Here is a 15739-nt window from a genome sequence, read left to right on the forward strand (position 1 = left end):
TTTCAACGGGAGCTTATCCTATGCGCACCAACCAAAAGCTTCGATCCGCGCACGTGCTCGTTCCATTTCTCCTGCTGTCGTTTGCCTTGTCGGTGTTCGCGCAATCGCAGCCCAGCCTGCCGGACGACCTGCAGAAAAAGATCGATGAGATCGCCACCCAGACTCTTGCCGCTACGGGTGCGCCCAGCGCTTCGATAGCGATCGTCAAGGATGGCCAGATCTACTATGCCAAGGCATACGGCAACGCGAACCTGGATCCTGCCGTGCCGGCGCGTCCCGAGATGCGCTACAGCATCGGTTCGATCAGCAAGCAGTTCACCGCGACCGCCATCCTCATGCTGGCCGAGCAGGGGAAGCTCTCGCTCGACGATCCGGTCTCGAAGTTCGTGCCCAAGCTTACGCGCGGCAGGGAAGTGACCATCCGCGAGCTGCTCTCGATGACCTCGGGCTATCAGGACTTCTGGCCTCAGGACTACGTCATGCCGATGATGATGAAGCCGGTCACGGCGCAAGAGATCCTCGACCACTGGGCGCGCATCCCCCTCGACTTCGATCCGGGCACGAAATGGCAGTACAGCAACACCAACTACGTGATCGCGGGGCTGATCGTGGAGAAGGCCGGCGGTATGCCGCTGATGGAATTCCTGAAGCAGCGCATCTTCATCCCCCTGCACATGGAGAGCACCGTCAGCATGCACATCGCAAAAGAGACGCCGGCCGACCCGGTCGGGTACTTGAGGTATGCGCTGGGTCCGCCGCGCCCGGCTCCAAAAGAAGGGAAAGGCTGGATGTTCGCAGCCGGCGAATTGGCGATGACCGCCGCAGACCTGGCGCGCTGGGACATCAGTCTGATGGACCAGAAGCTGCTGAAACCTGCCTCCTACCGGGTGATGGAAACCGAGGTCCGCCTGAAGAATGGCGTGGGCACGCGATACGCGCTCGGTGTGCGCGTTGGGATGGAGCAAGACCACCGTATGCTCTCGCACGGAGGAGAGGTATCGGGCTTTGTGGCGCAGAACGTGGTTTATCCCGACGATCGTGCCGCCGTGGTCGTCCTCACCAACCTCGACGCATCTGCGGCCGCGGGTCAGATCGCCAATAAGATCGGCCCCGTGCTCTTTCCAACCCAAGACAAGAACATGGAAGAGCGGCTGCAACTGGTTCGCAGGGTCTTCGACGGCTTGCAGCACGGGCAGATCGATCGGGCGCTGTTCACCGACAACTGCAATAGCTATTTCACCGACCAGGCGCTCAAGGATTTCGCCGACAGTCTCGGCCCGCTGGGCGCGCCGGAAGATTTCAAGCAGACCTCGCACAGTTTGCGCGGCGGCATGGGCTTCCGCGCCTACACCGTCAAGTTCAAGGGCGGCAAGACGGTTCGCATCACGCTAAGAGATATGCCGGACGGCAAGATCGAGCAGTACCAGCTGATGGCAGCGACAGAATAGAAAAATTTCACCGCCGAGACAGACGGCGCCGAAGCACATAAGAAGCGCGCCCCTGGGGCGCGCTCTGAGTACCAGGTACTGGGTACTGAGTACTTCCTTACGGGTGCGTCATCTTTTCCGGTTTGACCAGTTGGTCGAATTCCTCGCCCGTCAGGTAGCCCAGCTTCACTGCGGCCTCACGCAGGCTGCTGTGCTCGACGTGCGCCGTGTGTGCCACTTTCGCCGCCTTATCGTATCCGATCTTGGGCGCCAGCGCGGTCACCAGCATGAGCGAGTTCTTCACGTACCAGTCCACCTTGGCCTTGTCCACGTCGATGCCTTTGATCATGAACTCGACGTAGCCGTGGCAGGCGTCGGTGATCAGCGTCACCGAGTGCAGGAAGTTGTAGATCATCACCGGCTTGAAGACGTTAAGCTCGAAATTGCCCTGCGTGCCGGCGAAGCCGACCGCAGCCGTGGCGCCGTGCACCTGCGCGCAGACCATGGTCATCGCCTCACACTGCGTCGGGTTCACCTTGCCCGGCATGATGGAAGAGCCCGGCTCGTTTTCCGGAATGCTGAGCTCGCCCAGCCCGCAGCGCGGGCCCGAGGCCAGCCAGCGGATGTCGTTCGAGATCTTCATGAACGATGCCGCGGTGGTCTCCAGCGCGCCCTGCGCGAACACGATTTCGTCATGCGCCGACAGCGCCGCGAACTTGTTGGGATGCGAGCGGAAGGGAAGACCGGTCAGCTCCGCGATCTTCTTCGCCGCGCGCTCGGCGAATTCCGGATGGGTATTCAGCCCGGTGCCCACCGCCGTGCCGCCGATGGCCAGGTCGTAGAGGCCCTCGAGCACCTGCTTCAGGCGCGCGATGTCGCGCTCCAGCAGGCTGGCCCACCCGCCGAACTCCTGTCCCAGGGTGAGGGGTACGGCGTCCTGCAAGTGGGTGCGCCCGATCTTGACCACGTCGTTGAATTGCTTCGCCTTGTCCTTGATCGCATCCGCCACCGTCTGGATGGCCGGGATCAGCGCCCTCTGCACCCGCTCCGCCGCGGCGATGTGCATGGCGGCGGGGAAGGTGTCGTTCGACGACTGCGACATATTGACGTGGTCGTTGGGGTGCACCGGTTTCTTGGAGCCCATCTCGCCTCCGGCCAGCTCGATGGCGCGGTTGGAGATGACCTCGTTCACGTTCATGTTGGTCTGGGTGCCGCTGCCGGTCTGCCAGATGCGTAGCGGGAACTGGTCGTTGAGCTTGCCGGCGATGACCTCGTCGGCCGCCTGCACGACCAGCTTGGCCTTGTCGGCGGGCAGCTTGCCCAGGTCCTGGTTGACCAGGGCACAGGCTTTTTTCAGGATGCCGAAGGCCCGGATCAGCTCCGGCGGCATCGTGTCGCGGCCGATGTTGAAGTGCAGCAGCGATCGCTGCGTTTGCGCGCCCCAATAAACGTTCGACGGCACCTCGATGGTGCCCATGCTGTCCGATTCGACGCGTGTGTTGGTCATGGGTTCGATTGCAGTGGCCATGGCTGGCTCCTATGAGAAGAGTACTCAGTACCCGGTACTCAGCACTCAGAATGAATGAGTATCAAAACAGAGAATTATCGCACCGTGGGGACAACGGGGCACGGAAAAAGGTTGGACTGCACCCCCTAGCAGTGCTGGACAGCTGCTCCCGCTGATCGCCATTCACTGAGTACCGCGTACTGTGTACTGAAGCGCGAAAGACGCGAGTATCATCCAATCCTTCACACATATGGCTGACCCCGCTTTCGACATCTTAGTCATCGGTGCCGGGCCCACTGGCCTGGCCTGCGCCATCGAGGCGCAGCGCGCCGGACTGCGCGCCGTCTGCGTGGACAAGGGCTGCCTGGTGAATTCGCTTTTTCACTACCCGGCCAACATGACCTTCTTCACCACGCCGGAGCTGCTCGAGATCGGCGACATCCCTTTTCCCACGGCGCACCAGAAGCCCACGCGCCAGGAAGCGCTCGAATACTACCGAAAGGTCGCGGAACACTACCGGCTCGACGTTCGCCAGTACCAGCTGGTGGGCCGGATCTCCGGCAGCGACGGCGACTTCCACATCCACACCGTGGACCGCCATGGCCGCCCCCACGAGTACCTTGCCCGCAAGCTGGTTGTGGCCACCGGGTACTACGATCTGCCCAATCTGATGGGCATTCCAGGCGAGAAGCTACCGCACGTTTTCCATTACTACCGCGAGCCCCATCCCTACTATGACTGCGACGTGATCGTGATTGGAGGCAAAAACTCGGCCGCCATCGCGGCGCTGGAACTGTGGCGCCACGGCGCCCGGGTCACTCTGGTGCATCGCGGCCCCGGCATGAGTCCCAGCGTCAAGTACTGGATCAAGCCCGATGTCGAGAACCGTATCAAGAGCGGGGAGGTCACGGCCTATTTCAGCAGCCAGGTGGTGGAGATCCGCCCCGACTGCGTGCGTGTGCAGGCCCCCGAGGGGGAAGTCACGCGAAAGGCCGACTTCGTCTTCGCCCTGACCGGCTACCATCCCGATTTTGATTTTCTGCGCAGCCTGGGCGTGGAGATCACCTCCGACGACTGCCGGCCCAAGTGCGATCCGCAGACCCTGGAGAGCAATGTCCCCGGCATTTACCTGGCTGGTGTGGTCATCGCAGGCTCCCGGACGAGCGAGATCTTCATCGAGAATGGCCGTTTCCACGGCCGCCAGATCGCTGTGGACGCGGCCGCGAAACTGGGTGGCTGACCGGACAGGGGCTCCAGTCACCCATCCCCGGCGATTTGTCCGCGAAAGCACTTGACGACTGCTGTTCTTAGAAAGCAGAATATCGGGGTGGTAGTGTGAAAGCGGGCCTATGAAAACGACGACCGGACACAGCATCTGTTACCAAGCCCTCGCACTGATTCTCTGTTATCTGTTGTCGCCGCTCTCGACCTTCGCTGTTCCCCAGGGAGCGCCAGGCGGATCCGCGCAGTCCGCAGGACAGATCACAGCTCTGATCCCCACTGCCACGCGCAACAGCGCCCCGGCCAAGGTCAAGGACGACGTTCACTGGAACGATCTCATCAAGACCGAGCGCTCGGGCCGCGCCCGCATCGGTCTGACCGACGGCTCCATCTTGAGCGTCGGCTCCAACAGCGAGCTCAAGATCGTGCAGCACGACGCGAACTCGCAGCAGACCCAGCTCGAGCTGAACTACGGCAAGCTCCGCAGCCGCGTGGTCGCGATTACCAAGCCCGGTGGCAAGTTCGAGGTCAAGACTCCGAACGCGGTGGCCGGGGTCGTCGGCACTGACTACGACATCGAATACAACCCCTCGACCGGTGTCACGACCGTGATCGTTTACAGCGGGACAGTGATCGTGACCGGTTTTGGCCAGCAGGTGATCGTGCAGGCCGGACAGATGGTGCAGATCACCCAAAACGGGATCGGCACGCCGCAGCCCACTCCTCCCGGCATCCAGCAGGGGAGCATTTCTGACACCACCACCGACGAAGGCGGCGGGGGCGGGGCGGGCGGTTCTCACTTCCTGCGCAATCTCTTGATCGGTCTGGGTGTCGCGATCGTCAGCGTGGCCATCGGCGTCGGTACGACCGGAAGCCACGGCGAGCCGACCCAGACTCCCACTCCGACCGGCGATGCGGCTAAGAAATAATCGTTTCGGGAGTACGAAAGACACGCCCGCGGGCGTGCCTTTTGTCTTTACCCGACCGGCATCACACGGGTTGGCATGCGAACGTCGGCCAGGAACGGATACAGGCCGATGAACGTCACGATCGCTAATACCAGCAAAAGCCACTGTCCCCAGCGCACGAACCGGTATTCTCCCCAGTGCTGAAAGACGTACGCGAGGGCAATGCCCAGGGTCATGGCGGCCGGGTAATAGTAGTAATAGAAGGTCAAGTGTCGCGGCACCCACGTCCAACAAAAGTAGAGAGCGGCCCACCAGGCGAATGCAAAGAAGGTGGCGCGGCTGCGGTCGCGCAGCCAGTGCCACAGGCAGATCGCCAGCGCGATCAGTCCTCCCCACATCACCACCGGATTCCCCAGCAGGATGACGCCGCGCCCGTACTCGATGTCCTCCGGATCGGCCTCGTAGGCGTACCACATCGGGCGCCGCGTCGCCGGCCACTGCCACCAGAAGCTGCTGTACGGGTGCCACCGCTCCACCGTTGCATGCGCGTGCACGATGTCGCGCTGCATGCGCACCAGTCCGGACCAGGACGCATTCGGCCCCGGCACCCAGCGCAGCGGGACGAAGGTTGCCGAGTACACGATCACCGGGAGCACGACCAGGCAAACCACCAGGGAGCCCCAGCCGACGTAGCGAAAAGTTTCCGGTGTGTACCATTCCTCGATGTCTGGCCGGCGCGCGCGGAAAAGCGTACTTCCGGCGTGTTGCAGGATCCGGACGAACACGATCCCAACCAGCGAGAACGCCCACGCCGCCAGCGCCACCCACTTGCAGGCCATCCCTAAGCCGAACATCAGGCCGGCGATCAGGAGCAAGCGGTTGGATTGTCTCTTATCATGTGCGGCCCACAGCGCGCACACGGCGACCATGCCGAACAGCGTGAAGGCAAACATGAACACGTCGAGCATGGCGATACGCCCGGTGACGAACAGGAATGCGTTCACCATCGTGAGCAGAGCCACCCAGATCGCGGTGCTTTCGCGGCGGAAGATCAGGCGTGCCCACAAGTAAATACCGACCAGGGTGAGCGAGCCGAAAATGGTCGGCATCAGGCGCCAACCGATCGGCCGATCCCCCATCAGGCGTATTCCCACAGCGATGAGGTACTTCCCCAGCGGGGGATGTTCATAATTCGTGTTTGACGAGCGTTCCAGCAACGCGCGAGCGGCTCTGACGTAGTGAACCTCGTCGAAATTCACTTGCTCGGGGTACTGGATGTGGATCAGCAGCAGGGCTTCCGTTGCAGCGAACAGGACGATGCTGGTGAGAATGACCCGCCGCGACGCGCTCAAGTCAGCGTGACCGCCTGCTCGCCGAGCTGCTCGTTGATCAGCCGCGCCATCAGGGCCTTTAGCCGCTCGCCCGTCTTGGTGAAGACAAAATCGTTGGCCGCATCCGACCAGTCAAGCTTGAAGCTGGTGGAGAGTGCGGAGATCCATATCTGTCCGGTCGCCGACTGCGGCGAGATGACGAACTTCGCCGGCGGGTCTTCGAAGCAGATGTGCAGCGCCCCGGCCTGATCTTCCACTTCGATGTCGGCCTGGTCCTCAGCCGCCATCAGGCTGCGCTTCAGCGACTCCAGGGCTGCATCGGCCTTGCGCCGGAAATCCTGCTCGTCCATGGGACAAATTATAGAAGACAGCTCAGTGCCAAACTACGGACAACCAAAGTCCCCGGCCTAAATTACTTTGTCGACTCTTACCTTCGTGAAATACGGCTTGCCGTTGCGAAGTACATATGTGAACCGCAGCCGAGCCTCATCCAGCGCCAATTCGAAAACTCCGTGTTGTCCTGGCTTGATTGAGCGGAAGGTGTTCAACATACCCCAATAGAATCGATCCTCTTTTTCGGATTCGTTCGGCTGCTGATTCTCGCTGCTTATTTCCTGCATGACGCGCTTAATGGTTGAAACCACGTCTGGTCGCGCGAGACCTGCCGTGTCTGCGCCTGCGCTGATTTTGGAGAGCAACTCGTCTGCCCATTCCATTTCCGGCTGAAGGAATCTGTGCCCAAGATCCTGTACATCCTTCGGAGTGATCCGGATAGTCCAAATCCCGCGCGGTTCCGGACACCCTCCACATGAAGAGAACGACTGGGTTTCCTCTTTGGTCCCGATTCGCAGCATCTTTCCGTCGAAACGAAACGTGCCGTCGTCCCAAGTGTAGTGATAGGTCTTGATCAACAGCGGCAACGCCTCAAAACCGTTCCATTCCCAAACGCTCAATTGAGCAAGAGCCGTTCCCCCATGCGCTGATTGAAATGCGTCCACGAGGAACCGCGGATGACCGTTAAACGCCGGCGAGAGTGCCAGGACCTTTCTAACATCTAGCGGACCGTTGTAGTAGGCGCGACGGGTAAGGTGTACCCATCGGCCGATCTCGTCTCTCTGGGCATAGTGTTTTTCGGCTAAGTCCTTGATGTTCCATCGAGCCCGAAACCTGCCATTTCGATCGTGCGCTACGACGAAGAAGGTCCCAGTGTCATTGTCCATCCAGTAGTGAGCCTGGGCGACGTAAACGGCTGGCGCAATACGTGTGACGCTGCCCTCGAAGCAGTAGGTGTGATACTCGAAGAAGTCGCCATATTGGGATTTCACGCCCTTGGGCTTGGGGGCAAAACCATCGAATATGGTCTTCAATTCACGAGCCGTCGGCGCAGGATGGCTTTCGAGATACGCAGCAGCCCATTGCCCAGCGAGGTTCCAGCCACTTTTCAGGAGTGCTGGGACTTGGTCGTCATCTAGCTCGACTGGGCCCCCCTTGTCTCCCTTAGTATTCAATTCGTCGAGGATGTATTGGTGCTCAGCCCTTAAGTGAGCAAACGTTTGACCGGACTGATCAGCATTTGCGAATGCTATTGGGAACAGGGAGAGCAAGACACCCAAGATACCTGCCACAAGGCGACCGGCGCGCAACTGCAAGTTCTTCATGCGGGAATGTCCGTACACAGCAGCGCAGAGGTGCGCCTCACGCGGCGCCCGCTGCGTCCACCTTAGAACGGAATATCTTCGTCCGTGATACCCGTGGCTTGCGAAGCCTCTTCGTGTTGCGGGCGCTGGTCCACGTTGCCGGCTCCGGCGGCGGCTCCGGCGGCGGCCCCGGCCCCGGCGCCGCGCGACCGTCCGCCGCCGCCCTCGTCGCCTTCGCCCCGTCCGCCGCCCAGCAGCACCAGGTTCTCCACCACGATCTCGGTGCGGTACTTCTTTTCGTGGGTGTTCTTGTCTTCCCAGGAGTCGGTGCGCAGGCGCCCCTCGATGTACACCGTGCGTCCCTTCTTCAGGTACTCGCCGGCGATTTCCGCCGTGCGTTGCCAGGCCGTGATGTTGTGCCACTCGGTGCGGTCCTGCCAGTTGCCTTCTTTGTCTTTGTAGCGCTCGTTGGTGGCCAGGCTGAATTTCGCCACGGCCGTGCCGTTGGGCGTGTACTTGACCTCGGGATCCTTCCCCAGGTTTCCGATCAGGATGACCTTATTGACGCTCTTGGCCATGAGGGCGGCTCCGATCTATGTAAAGTTGCGAGCACTATACCAGTTGATTCCCCTCGTGGCACGGCTACTCGGCGGCTTTCCTTCGTACCCCTCCCTGCCTGCCTTCCTGTCCTTTGTGGTGAGGTCTTTTGTGTGTTCGCTGAATAGTTCACCAGCATGTCAAGAAATCGACTGTCACCGCGGCTTTCCCACCACCAGCGGCCCCACCATGCGACGTAAGTCACTGATATAACGAAACTTCCAATCCCGCTCAAGGTTCTGCCGCGCCGTTTGAACCCCTAATTCCCGCCGTTCGCTACAAAGTCATTAGAAATTAAGGGGTTCCGCTGAAAAAATGCCCGCGTTGGATGGTGGGGGCCCCAGCCACGGTCGTTAGTCGAGCCGTGGCGATTGTGTGGGCGTCCGACCCACGCCTTAGGACTGCCGCGACCGGGCGACTGGTCGAACCAACAGATTTCAGTCCCAAAAGGGGACAAAAGGTGGAGGAAATGAGCACTTCGACGCATCCGGCACCCAGTCAGGGATTGATTCAGATTCAGTCCATCGAAGACATGATCCGTCAGCGTGTGACAGAAGAGCGCGCGCGCCTCGAAAAAGAAGCCGGGCTGGTGCAAAAGGAAGTGCATCACTTCCATAAGCCCATCGAGCGCGGCTTTACCGCCGACCAGCGCCACAAGACCACCCTGCTCTTTGGCGGCCTCACCTGGAAGCACGAAAAGCTGGTCCATGGCGCCCTCGAAGGCCTCGGCTACCGCTGCGAGGTCGTACCCACGCCGGACGTCAAGGCGTTCCAGCTGGGCAAGGAATACGGCAACAATGGCCAGTGCAACCCGACCTACTTCACCGTCGGCAACGTGGTGCAGTACCTCCAGAAGCTGGAAGAGTCGGGCATCAAGCGGGAAGACCTGATCAACAACTACGTCTTCCTGACCGCCGGCGCCTGCGGCCCCTGCCGCTTCGGCATGTACGAGGCCGAGTACCGCCTGGCCCTGCGCAACTCCGGCTACGACGGCTTCCGCGTCATGCTCTTCCAGCAGTCGGGTGGACTGAATCAGTCCGACGCCGAGGCCGGCCTGTGCATGAACCTCGACTTCTTCCTCAACCTGCTCAACTCGCTGAACATGGGCGACATCATCAACGAAGTCGCATACCAGATCCGGCCCTTCGAGCTGGAAGCCGGCGCCACCGATGCCATGCTCGACGAAGTCATCGACTACATGCACGAAGTGCTGAAGAAGAAGTCGCCGTGGTCGGTCGAGAAGCAGCTCGGCAAGCTCGGCTCCAAGGTCCCGATGAAGGGCACCGTCGAGTACCTGGGCAAGTTCCTCAACCAGCTCTACAGCGACGACTACACCACCGCGCTGGAGCATGTGCGCGGCCGCTACGACTCCATCAAGGTGGACCGCTTCCGCGTGAAGCCCATCGTCAAGATCACCGGCGAGTTCTGGGCGCAGACCACCGAAGGCGACGGCAACTTCAACATGTTCCACTTCCTGGAGAAGGAAGGCGCGCAGATCATCGTCGAGCCCATCGGCACCTGGATCATGTACATGATCCACCAGGTGGTGCAGAAGATCCGCGACACCAAGGGCCTCGAAGAAGGCGCGGTCATGCCTCCGGCGTGGCGCATCGACAAGCAGGCAAAGATCGAGTGGAGCTACCGCCAGCGCCTGATGAAACTGAAGGCCGCCGAGGTCATCTTCGCCCGCGAGTACCACAAGATCATCGACGCGCTGGGCGGCACGGCCCACCGGCTCGTGAACCAGTACGAACTCCAGCGCCTCGGCCACCCCTACTACAACTCGCGCGCGGGCGGCGGCGAAGGCCATCTCGAAGTGGCGAAGAATATCTACTACTCGAACAAAGAGCTGTGCCACATGGTGCTCTCTCTGAAGCCCTTCGGCTGCATGCCTTCCACGCAGTCCGACGGCGCGCAGTCGGCCGTGGTGGCGCACTACAAGGACATGATCTTCCTCCCCATCGAGACCTCGGGCGAGGGCGAGATCAACGCCCACAGCCGCGTGCAGATGGCGCTGGGCGAGGCCAAGGCGAAAGCCAAGCTCGAGTTCAAGGACGTGCTCGAGAAGCTCGGCAAGACAGTGGAAGAGCTGAAAGCCTACGTGGCCCAGCATCCGGAGATGGAGACCGCGCTGTATCACGTGCCCAAGTACAAGAGCGTGATCGGCACCGCGGCCAACTTTGCCATCCACGTGGCCGAGAAGATGGGCGCGCAAGTTCCGTACCACGCCGAAGCGCACTAGACAGTCTGACGACTGAGAACCGACAACCGAGATCGACTGGAGACTGAATGCCGGGACTGACCGAAAAAGCGGATCGCAACAAGCGTTACGAGATGCTTTGGATGGGCGTTGACGTGGGCTCGACCACGGTGAAGGTCGTCGTCATCGACGGCAACACCGACGACATTCTCTGGGCGGACTACCAGCGCCACGACACCAAACAGCCGGAGAAGGCGCTGGAGATGTTGAAGGCCATCGAGGCTGACTTCCCCAACACGCCTCCGGAGAATTTCCGCGCGTTCATCACCGGTTCGGGCGGCTCGGGCATCTCCAAGCACATCGGCGCGAAGTTCGTGCAGGAAGTCAACGCCGTCTCCCTCGCGGTGGAGAAGTTGTACCCGGAATGCGGCTCGGTCATCGAACTCGGCGGCCAGGACGCGAAGATCATCATCTTCAAGGAAGATCCAGAGACGGGCAAGAAGAAGAAGCTGCCCTCGATGAACGACAAGTGCGCGGGCGGCACCGGCGCCGTGATCGACAAGATCAACGCCAAGCTTCGTATTCCCTCCGACCAGCTCTGCGGGATGGGATACAAGGGCCTGAAGCTGCACCCGGTCGCGGGCAAGTGCGGCGTCTTCGCCGAGACCGACATCAACGGCCTGCAGAAGCAGGGCGTGCCGCCGGACGAACTGATGGCCTCGCTGTTCGAATCCATCATCCAGCAGAACCTTTCGGTGCTGACCCGCGGCAACACTCTGCGTCCGACCGTACTGCTACTCGGCGGCCCCAATTGCTACATCAAGGGCATGCGCGATTGCTGGAAGCACAACATCCCGAAGATCTGGGAAGAACGCAATTACCCGCTGCCCGAGGGTGTCGATCCCGAAACCCTCATCAAGACGCCGGATAACGCGCAGTACTTCGCTTGTATCGGCGCGGTCGAGTTCGGCAAGCAGGAAGATCCCGGCATCGGCTTGTACGTGGGCTACTCCAAGCTGGAGTGGTACATCACCGAAGGCCGCAATATCGAAAAAGCCAAGAAGGGTACCGCCCAGGCATTGGCGAAGGACCCCGACGAGCTCGCAGCCTTCAAGACGAAGTTCACGAAGAAGAAGTTCATCGCCACTACCTTCCAGCCCGGACAGGTGGTGGAAGGCTTCATCGGCATCGACGGCGGATCGACCTCGACCAAGGCTGTGCTGGTCGATAAGGACCGTAACATCCTTTGCAAGACCTACCAGCTCTCCCGCGGCAACCCCATCGAGGACACGCAGGAAGTTCTCGCCAAGGTCGCCAAGCAAGTCACCGATCAGGGCGCGACGCTCAATATCTTGGGCGTCGGCACGACCGGCTACGCCAAGGACATCCTGAAGGACGCGGTCGGCGCCGACGTGGCGCTGGTCGAGACGGTCGCGCATACCCAAGCCGCGCTTCACTTCTATCCCGACGCGGACGTGATCTGCGACGTGGGCGGACAGGACATCAAGATCATCATCCTGAAGGACGGCCGGGTTAAGGACTTCAAGCTCAACACCCAGTGCTCGGCCGGCAATGGATACTTCCTCCAGGGCACCTGCGAGGGCTTCGGCTTCAAAGTCGAGGAATTTGCCGATCTTGCCTTCAACGCCAAGGGCTTCCCACAATTCGGCTACGGCTGCGCGGTGTTCATGCAGTCCGACATCGTGGATTTCCAGCGCCAGGGCTGGAAACCGGAAGAGATCATGGCCGGCCTGTGCAACGTGCTTCCCAAGAACATCTGGCTGTACGTTTCCCAGATCCCCAACCTGTCGGCGATCGGCAGCAAGTTCGTTCTCCAGGGGGGCACGCAGCACAACCTCGCGGCGGTGAAGTCGCAGGTGGACTTCATCGAGTCGCGCTTCAAGGGCAAGGAAGTTCAGCCCGAGGTCATCGTGCACCAGCACTGCGGCGAAGCCGGCGCCATCGGCTGCGCCTTCGAGGCAGTGCGCCTGTGGGAGAACGGCAAGACCACGGAGTTTGTCGGCCTCGACAACGTCGCGTCCATCACTTTCACCACCACGCGCAACGAGGACACGCGCTGCTACTTCTGCAAGAACAAGTGCCTGCGCACCTTCATCGACGTGAAGACCGCGGTGCCGAACCCGAGCTACAAGGGCCCGGCCAAGACCAAGGTCCCGCTGGCCGAGGGCGCTCAACGCCTGATCATCGCCACCTGCGAGAAGGGCACGGTGGAGAACGTCGAAGAGATGCGCGTCATCAAGGGCAACATCGACGCCATCAAGAAGGAGAACCCGAACCTGGTCGAGATCGCGGCCAAGTCGGCGTTCAAGAGCTACGAGCCCCCGATGGTGGCCGACCCGCTGCCCAAGCTGCAGTTCACGGCAGCGCAGAAGAAGCGTGTGGAACTGATGAAGAAGCGCGCCGAACTGAAGATCGGCATGCCGCGCGCCCTCAACATGTACAGTTGCGGGCCCTTCTTCACCGCCTACTTTGAGTCGCTGGGCGTGAAGGCCGACAACCTGCACTGGTCGGAGTTCACCAACGAGCAGCTCTACAAGGAAGGCGCGAAGCGCGGCGCCATCGATCCGTGCTTCCCGTCCAAGGTGGGCATCCCCCACGTGCACAACCTGCTCTACTCGGTGCACCCCAAGAAGCAGCTCGACATCATCTTCTTCCCCATGATCGACGCGCTGCCCACCTTCCTGGTGAACACGCAGTCCAGCCGCGCATGCCCGACGGTCACCGCGACCCCGGCATCGGTCAAGGCGGCCTTCACCAAGGAGGGGAACCTCTTCGCCGAGAAGGGCGTGATCTGGAAAGACACGCTGACCTGCCTGGATAATGAGGTCGTCCTTTCCCGCCAGATGTACGACGATTGGAAAGACGTTCTCGGCCTGAGCGAGGAAGAGAACTTCCGCGCCTGCAAGGAAGGCCTGGCGGCGATGCGCAAGTTCGACAACGACATCATGCGCGCCACAGCCCGCGAGGTCCTCAAGCGCCTCGAGGCCGAGAATCGCCTGGGCATCGTGCTACTGGGCCGTCCGTACCACAACGATCCCGGCATAAACCACGAGATCCTGGAAGAGTTCCAGAAGCTCGGCTACCCGGTCTTCTCGCAGGATTCTCTGCCGCTGGATGACGAGATCATCTGGCGCCTTTTCGGTGACGAAGTGAAAGCGGGCATCATCCAGCACCCGCTCGACGTCTCCGACGCCTGGAAGAACTCCTACTCGGAGAACACCACGCGCAAGGTTTGGGCGGCGAAGTACATCGCCCGCCATCCCAACCTGGTGGCCTTGGAGCTCTCCAGCTTCAAGTGTGGTCATGACGCTCCCATCTACACCGTGATCGAGGAGATCGTCGAGCACTCGGGCACGCCGTACTTCTGCTTCAAGGACATCGACGAGAACAAGCCGACCGGCTCCATCAAGATCCGTGTCGAGACCATCGGCTACTTCCTCAAGCGCTACCGCGAGGACATGGTGCGCAACAAGCAGAAGCACCTGTCCATCGAGGAGCAGCTCAAGAAGTTCGAGGAACAGCTCCGCGCCGAGCTGACCACCGCCGACAAGTTCCGGGGGGTGGATCGCCCGGCGGTCGACGCTCTGGTCAACATCGCTCCGCCTCCACAGGGCGCGGAGACCGGCGAGCTGGCCCATTTGAGCGGCGATTAACAATATTTGCATCCCGACGGAGGCCCCGCCCATCTGCTGAGGGGCTGCGTCCCCTGAGCCGGGCGGGGATTACGGTAGTTACCTTGCTGCCCGAGTTTGGCGGCCGTACCATAGTCAACGATCGGATCGGGGACCCGGCAGCACTTAAAGCATTACTTTAAGTTACGCCCGCGCACGGGCCCTCCTTCTTCGGGGTATGGACAATGGATATCTCAATCGTGTCGAGTCTGAATTACTGGACGGTGCTGCTGGCCCTGTGGATTCCCTTGGCGGGGTGCACCCTGGCCGTTCTCTGGGACGACGAGGCCGAGGGCTGAGCCCTCCCTCCCCTCGGCTCCAGCCCTTCTGCGCCCCATATCCGCCCCGGATCGCCTTTACCTCTCTGCTAGAATAAAGCTGCCTTTCTTGATGTGGGGTTTGTCTTCATGCTGATGGAAGCCGACAAGATCATGTTTGAGATCTACCGCGAGGAGACTTATACCGGTAAGTATCGCGTGGTCTATTTCACCGAACTCAACGACCAGAACAAGGAATACGAGATCAATCGCGCCCTGTCGGGCGCGCATTTCTACGACGGCTTCATAAAGAATTACAAGAAGGACGAGGCCAAGGACATCATCGACGGCCTCCTCCGCCGCATGAACGACGGCGAAAAGCTCACCCCCAACGATATCGAGGCAGCTTTAGGAAGTCACATTCCGATAGGCGACAAGAAGGTTAGCTAGTCAGCTCGGTTGACTGAGTACCGAGTACTGAGTACTGACCACTGAGGTTTTCATGGCCGAATCCGCGGCAATCCAGAAAGCTCCCGGTCTGGTTCCTGACGAACAGAAGTTCGAACCCCGCTCCAAGGGCACGCTCACCGCGCGCAAGAAGAAGCCCAAGGAGCTGGCGGTGATCACGGAATGCTGCACCGGCTGCGCCGGCTCCCCCGCCTGCGTCGAGTACTGCCCGGTCGAAGACTGCATGTTCTGGGTTCCCGACGAGGACCATCCCCCCTTCGGGCGCATCCAGGTGGACCCGCTACTCTGCATCGGCTGCAAGAAGTGCACCAGCAAGGGCCCGGACGGCGCTTTCCTCGACGGCTGCCCCTGGGATGCCATCGTCATGGTCGATACCACGGAGGTCGAAAAAGAAGTCGGCCCCATGAAGTACTAAGAGCCTGTAACAAGACTCTCACAGGTCATCACCAGCCCAATGTCCGGTTTGTCCGTCACCCGGAACGACATTGCTAAAA

12 protein-coding genes are annotated in these 15739 nt (G+C 60.9%); 7 read left to right on the plus strand and 5 right to left on the minus strand.

Going from position 1 to position 15739, the window contains the following annotated elements; all coding sequences use genetic code 11:
- The first annotated feature begins 20 nt into the window (after window positions 1-20).
- Entirely contained in the window at window positions 21-1448 is a 1428-nt protein-coding gene (locus LAN37_05085) for a beta-lactamase family protein (GenBank protein ID MBZ5646581.1), read from the plus strand.
- A gap of 97 nt (window positions 1449-1545) precedes the next feature.
- On the opposite strand, the gene fumC is transcribed toward LAN37_05085, so the two are convergent.
- Window positions 1546-2934 carry a class II fumarate hydratase gene (gene fumC / locus LAN37_05090; GenBank protein ID MBZ5646582.1) on the minus strand — a complete coding sequence of 463 codons (1389 nt, stop codon included), beginning with the start codon at window positions 2932-2934 and terminating at the stop codon, window positions 1546-1548.
- A 250-nt stretch (window positions 2935-3184) separates the two neighbouring features.
- Here fumC and LAN37_05095 point away from each other — a divergent pair, with 250 nt between their 5' ends.
- Window positions 3185-4174 carry a YpdA family putative bacillithiol disulfide reductase gene (locus LAN37_05095; protein MBZ5646583.1) on the plus strand — a complete coding sequence of 330 codons (990 nt, stop codon included), beginning with the start codon at window positions 3185-3187 and terminating at the stop codon, window positions 4172-4174.
- A 109-nt stretch (window positions 4175-4283) separates the two neighbouring features.
- Window positions 4284-5084 carry a FecR family protein gene (locus LAN37_05100; GenBank protein ID MBZ5646584.1) on the plus strand — a complete coding sequence of 267 codons (801 nt, stop codon included), beginning with the start codon at window positions 4284-4286 and terminating at the stop codon, window positions 5082-5084.
- A gap of 47 nt (window positions 5085-5131) precedes the next feature.
- Here LAN37_05100 and LAN37_05105 read toward each other — a convergent pair whose 3' ends face one another.
- The 4 genes from LAN37_05105 to LAN37_05120 form a co-directional block, all read right to left on the minus strand.
- Window positions 5132-6415 carry a phospholipid carrier-dependent glycosyltransferase gene (locus LAN37_05105; GenBank protein MBZ5646585.1) on the minus strand — a complete coding sequence of 428 codons (1284 nt, stop codon included), beginning with the start codon at window positions 6413-6415 and terminating at the stop codon, window positions 5132-5134.
- On the minus strand, window positions 6412-6744 hold the full coding sequence (cyaY, locus tag LAN37_05110; protein MBZ5646586.1) for an iron donor protein CyaY: 333 nt from the start codon (window positions 6742-6744) through the stop codon (window positions 6412-6414). Before cyaY ends, LAN37_05105 begins: the two co-directional genes overlap by 4 nt.
- Before the next feature lie 57 nt (window positions 6745-6801).
- Complete coding sequence (locus LAN37_05115) at window positions 6802-8052, minus strand: hypothetical protein (GenBank protein MBZ5646587.1); 1251 nt, start codon at window positions 8050-8052, stop codon at window positions 6802-6804.
- A 62-nt stretch (window positions 8053-8114) separates the two neighbouring features.
- Complete coding sequence (locus LAN37_05120; protein MBZ5646588.1) at window positions 8115-8609, minus strand: single-stranded DNA-binding protein; 495 nt, start codon at window positions 8607-8609, stop codon at window positions 8115-8117.
- Between the two features lie 641 nt (window positions 8610-9250).
- On the opposite strand from LAN37_05120, the gene LAN37_05125 reads away from it, so the two are divergent.
- The 4 genes from LAN37_05125 (at window position 9251) to LAN37_05140 (ending at window position 15660) form a co-directional block, all read left to right on the plus strand.
- Complete coding sequence (locus LAN37_05125) at window positions 9251-10870, plus strand: activator of (R)-2-hydroxyglutaryl-CoA dehydratase (GenBank protein ID MBZ5646589.1); 1620 nt, start codon at window positions 9251-9253, stop codon at window positions 10868-10870.
- A 47-nt stretch (window positions 10871-10917) separates the two neighbouring features.
- The gene (locus tag LAN37_05130; GenBank protein ID MBZ5646590.1) at window positions 10918-14502 is read left to right on the plus strand and encodes an acyl-CoA dehydratase activase-related protein; all 3585 of its coding nucleotides are present in this window, start codon (window positions 10918-10920) and stop codon (window positions 14500-14502) included.
- A 410-nt stretch (window positions 14503-14912) separates the two neighbouring features.
- On the plus strand, window positions 14913-15227 hold the full coding sequence (locus LAN37_05135; GenBank protein ID MBZ5646591.1) for a hypothetical protein: 315 nt from the start codon (window positions 14913-14915) through the stop codon (window positions 15225-15227).
- A gap of 52 nt (window positions 15228-15279) precedes the next feature.
- Window positions 15280-15660 (plus strand): 4Fe-4S dicluster domain-containing protein, encoded by a 381-nt coding sequence (locus LAN37_05140; protein MBZ5646592.1) that lies wholly within the window; start codon window positions 15280-15282, stop codon window positions 15658-15660.
- Window positions 15661-15739: the final 79 nt, after the last annotated feature.

This window comes from Terriglobia bacterium, from assembly GCA_020073495.1.
In the GTDB taxonomy this organism is placed as follows: Bacteria; Acidobacteriota; Terriglobia; order Terriglobales; family Acidobacteriaceae; genus JAIQFD01.

Bases quoted from the DNA above. Each gene is read 5' to 3' on its own strand.
- LAN37_05085 (MBZ5646581.1), top strand. From the start codon at position 21: ATGCGCACCAACCAAAAGCTTCGATCCGCGCACGTGCTCGTTCCATTT.
- fumC (MBZ5646582.1), bottom strand. From the start codon at position 2,934: ATGACCAACACACGCGTCGAATCGGACAGCATGGGCACCATCGAGGTG.
- LAN37_05095 (MBZ5646583.1), top strand. From the start codon at position 3,185: ATGGCTGACCCCGCTTTCGACATCTTAGTCATCGGTGCCGGGCCCACT.
- LAN37_05100 (MBZ5646584.1), top strand. From the start codon at position 4,284: ATGAAAACGACGACCGGACACAGCATCTGTTACCAAGCCCTCGCACTG.
- cyaY (MBZ5646586.1), bottom strand. From the start codon at position 6,744: ATGGACGAGCAGGATTTCCGGCGCAAGGCCGATGCAGCCCTGGAGTCG.
- LAN37_05115 (MBZ5646587.1), bottom strand. From the start codon at position 8,052: ATGAAGAACTTGCAGTTGCGCGCCGGTCGCCTTGTGGCAGGTATCTTG.
- LAN37_05120 (MBZ5646588.1), bottom strand. From the start codon at position 8,609: ATGGCCAAGAGCGTCAATAAGGTCATCCTGATCGGAAACCTGGGGAAG.
- LAN37_05130 (MBZ5646590.1), top strand. From the start codon at position 10,918: ATGCCGGGACTGACCGAAAAAGCGGATCGCAACAAGCGTTACGAGATG.
- LAN37_05140 (MBZ5646592.1), top strand. From the start codon at position 15,280: ATGGCCGAATCCGCGGCAATCCAGAAAGCTCCCGGTCTGGTTCCTGAC.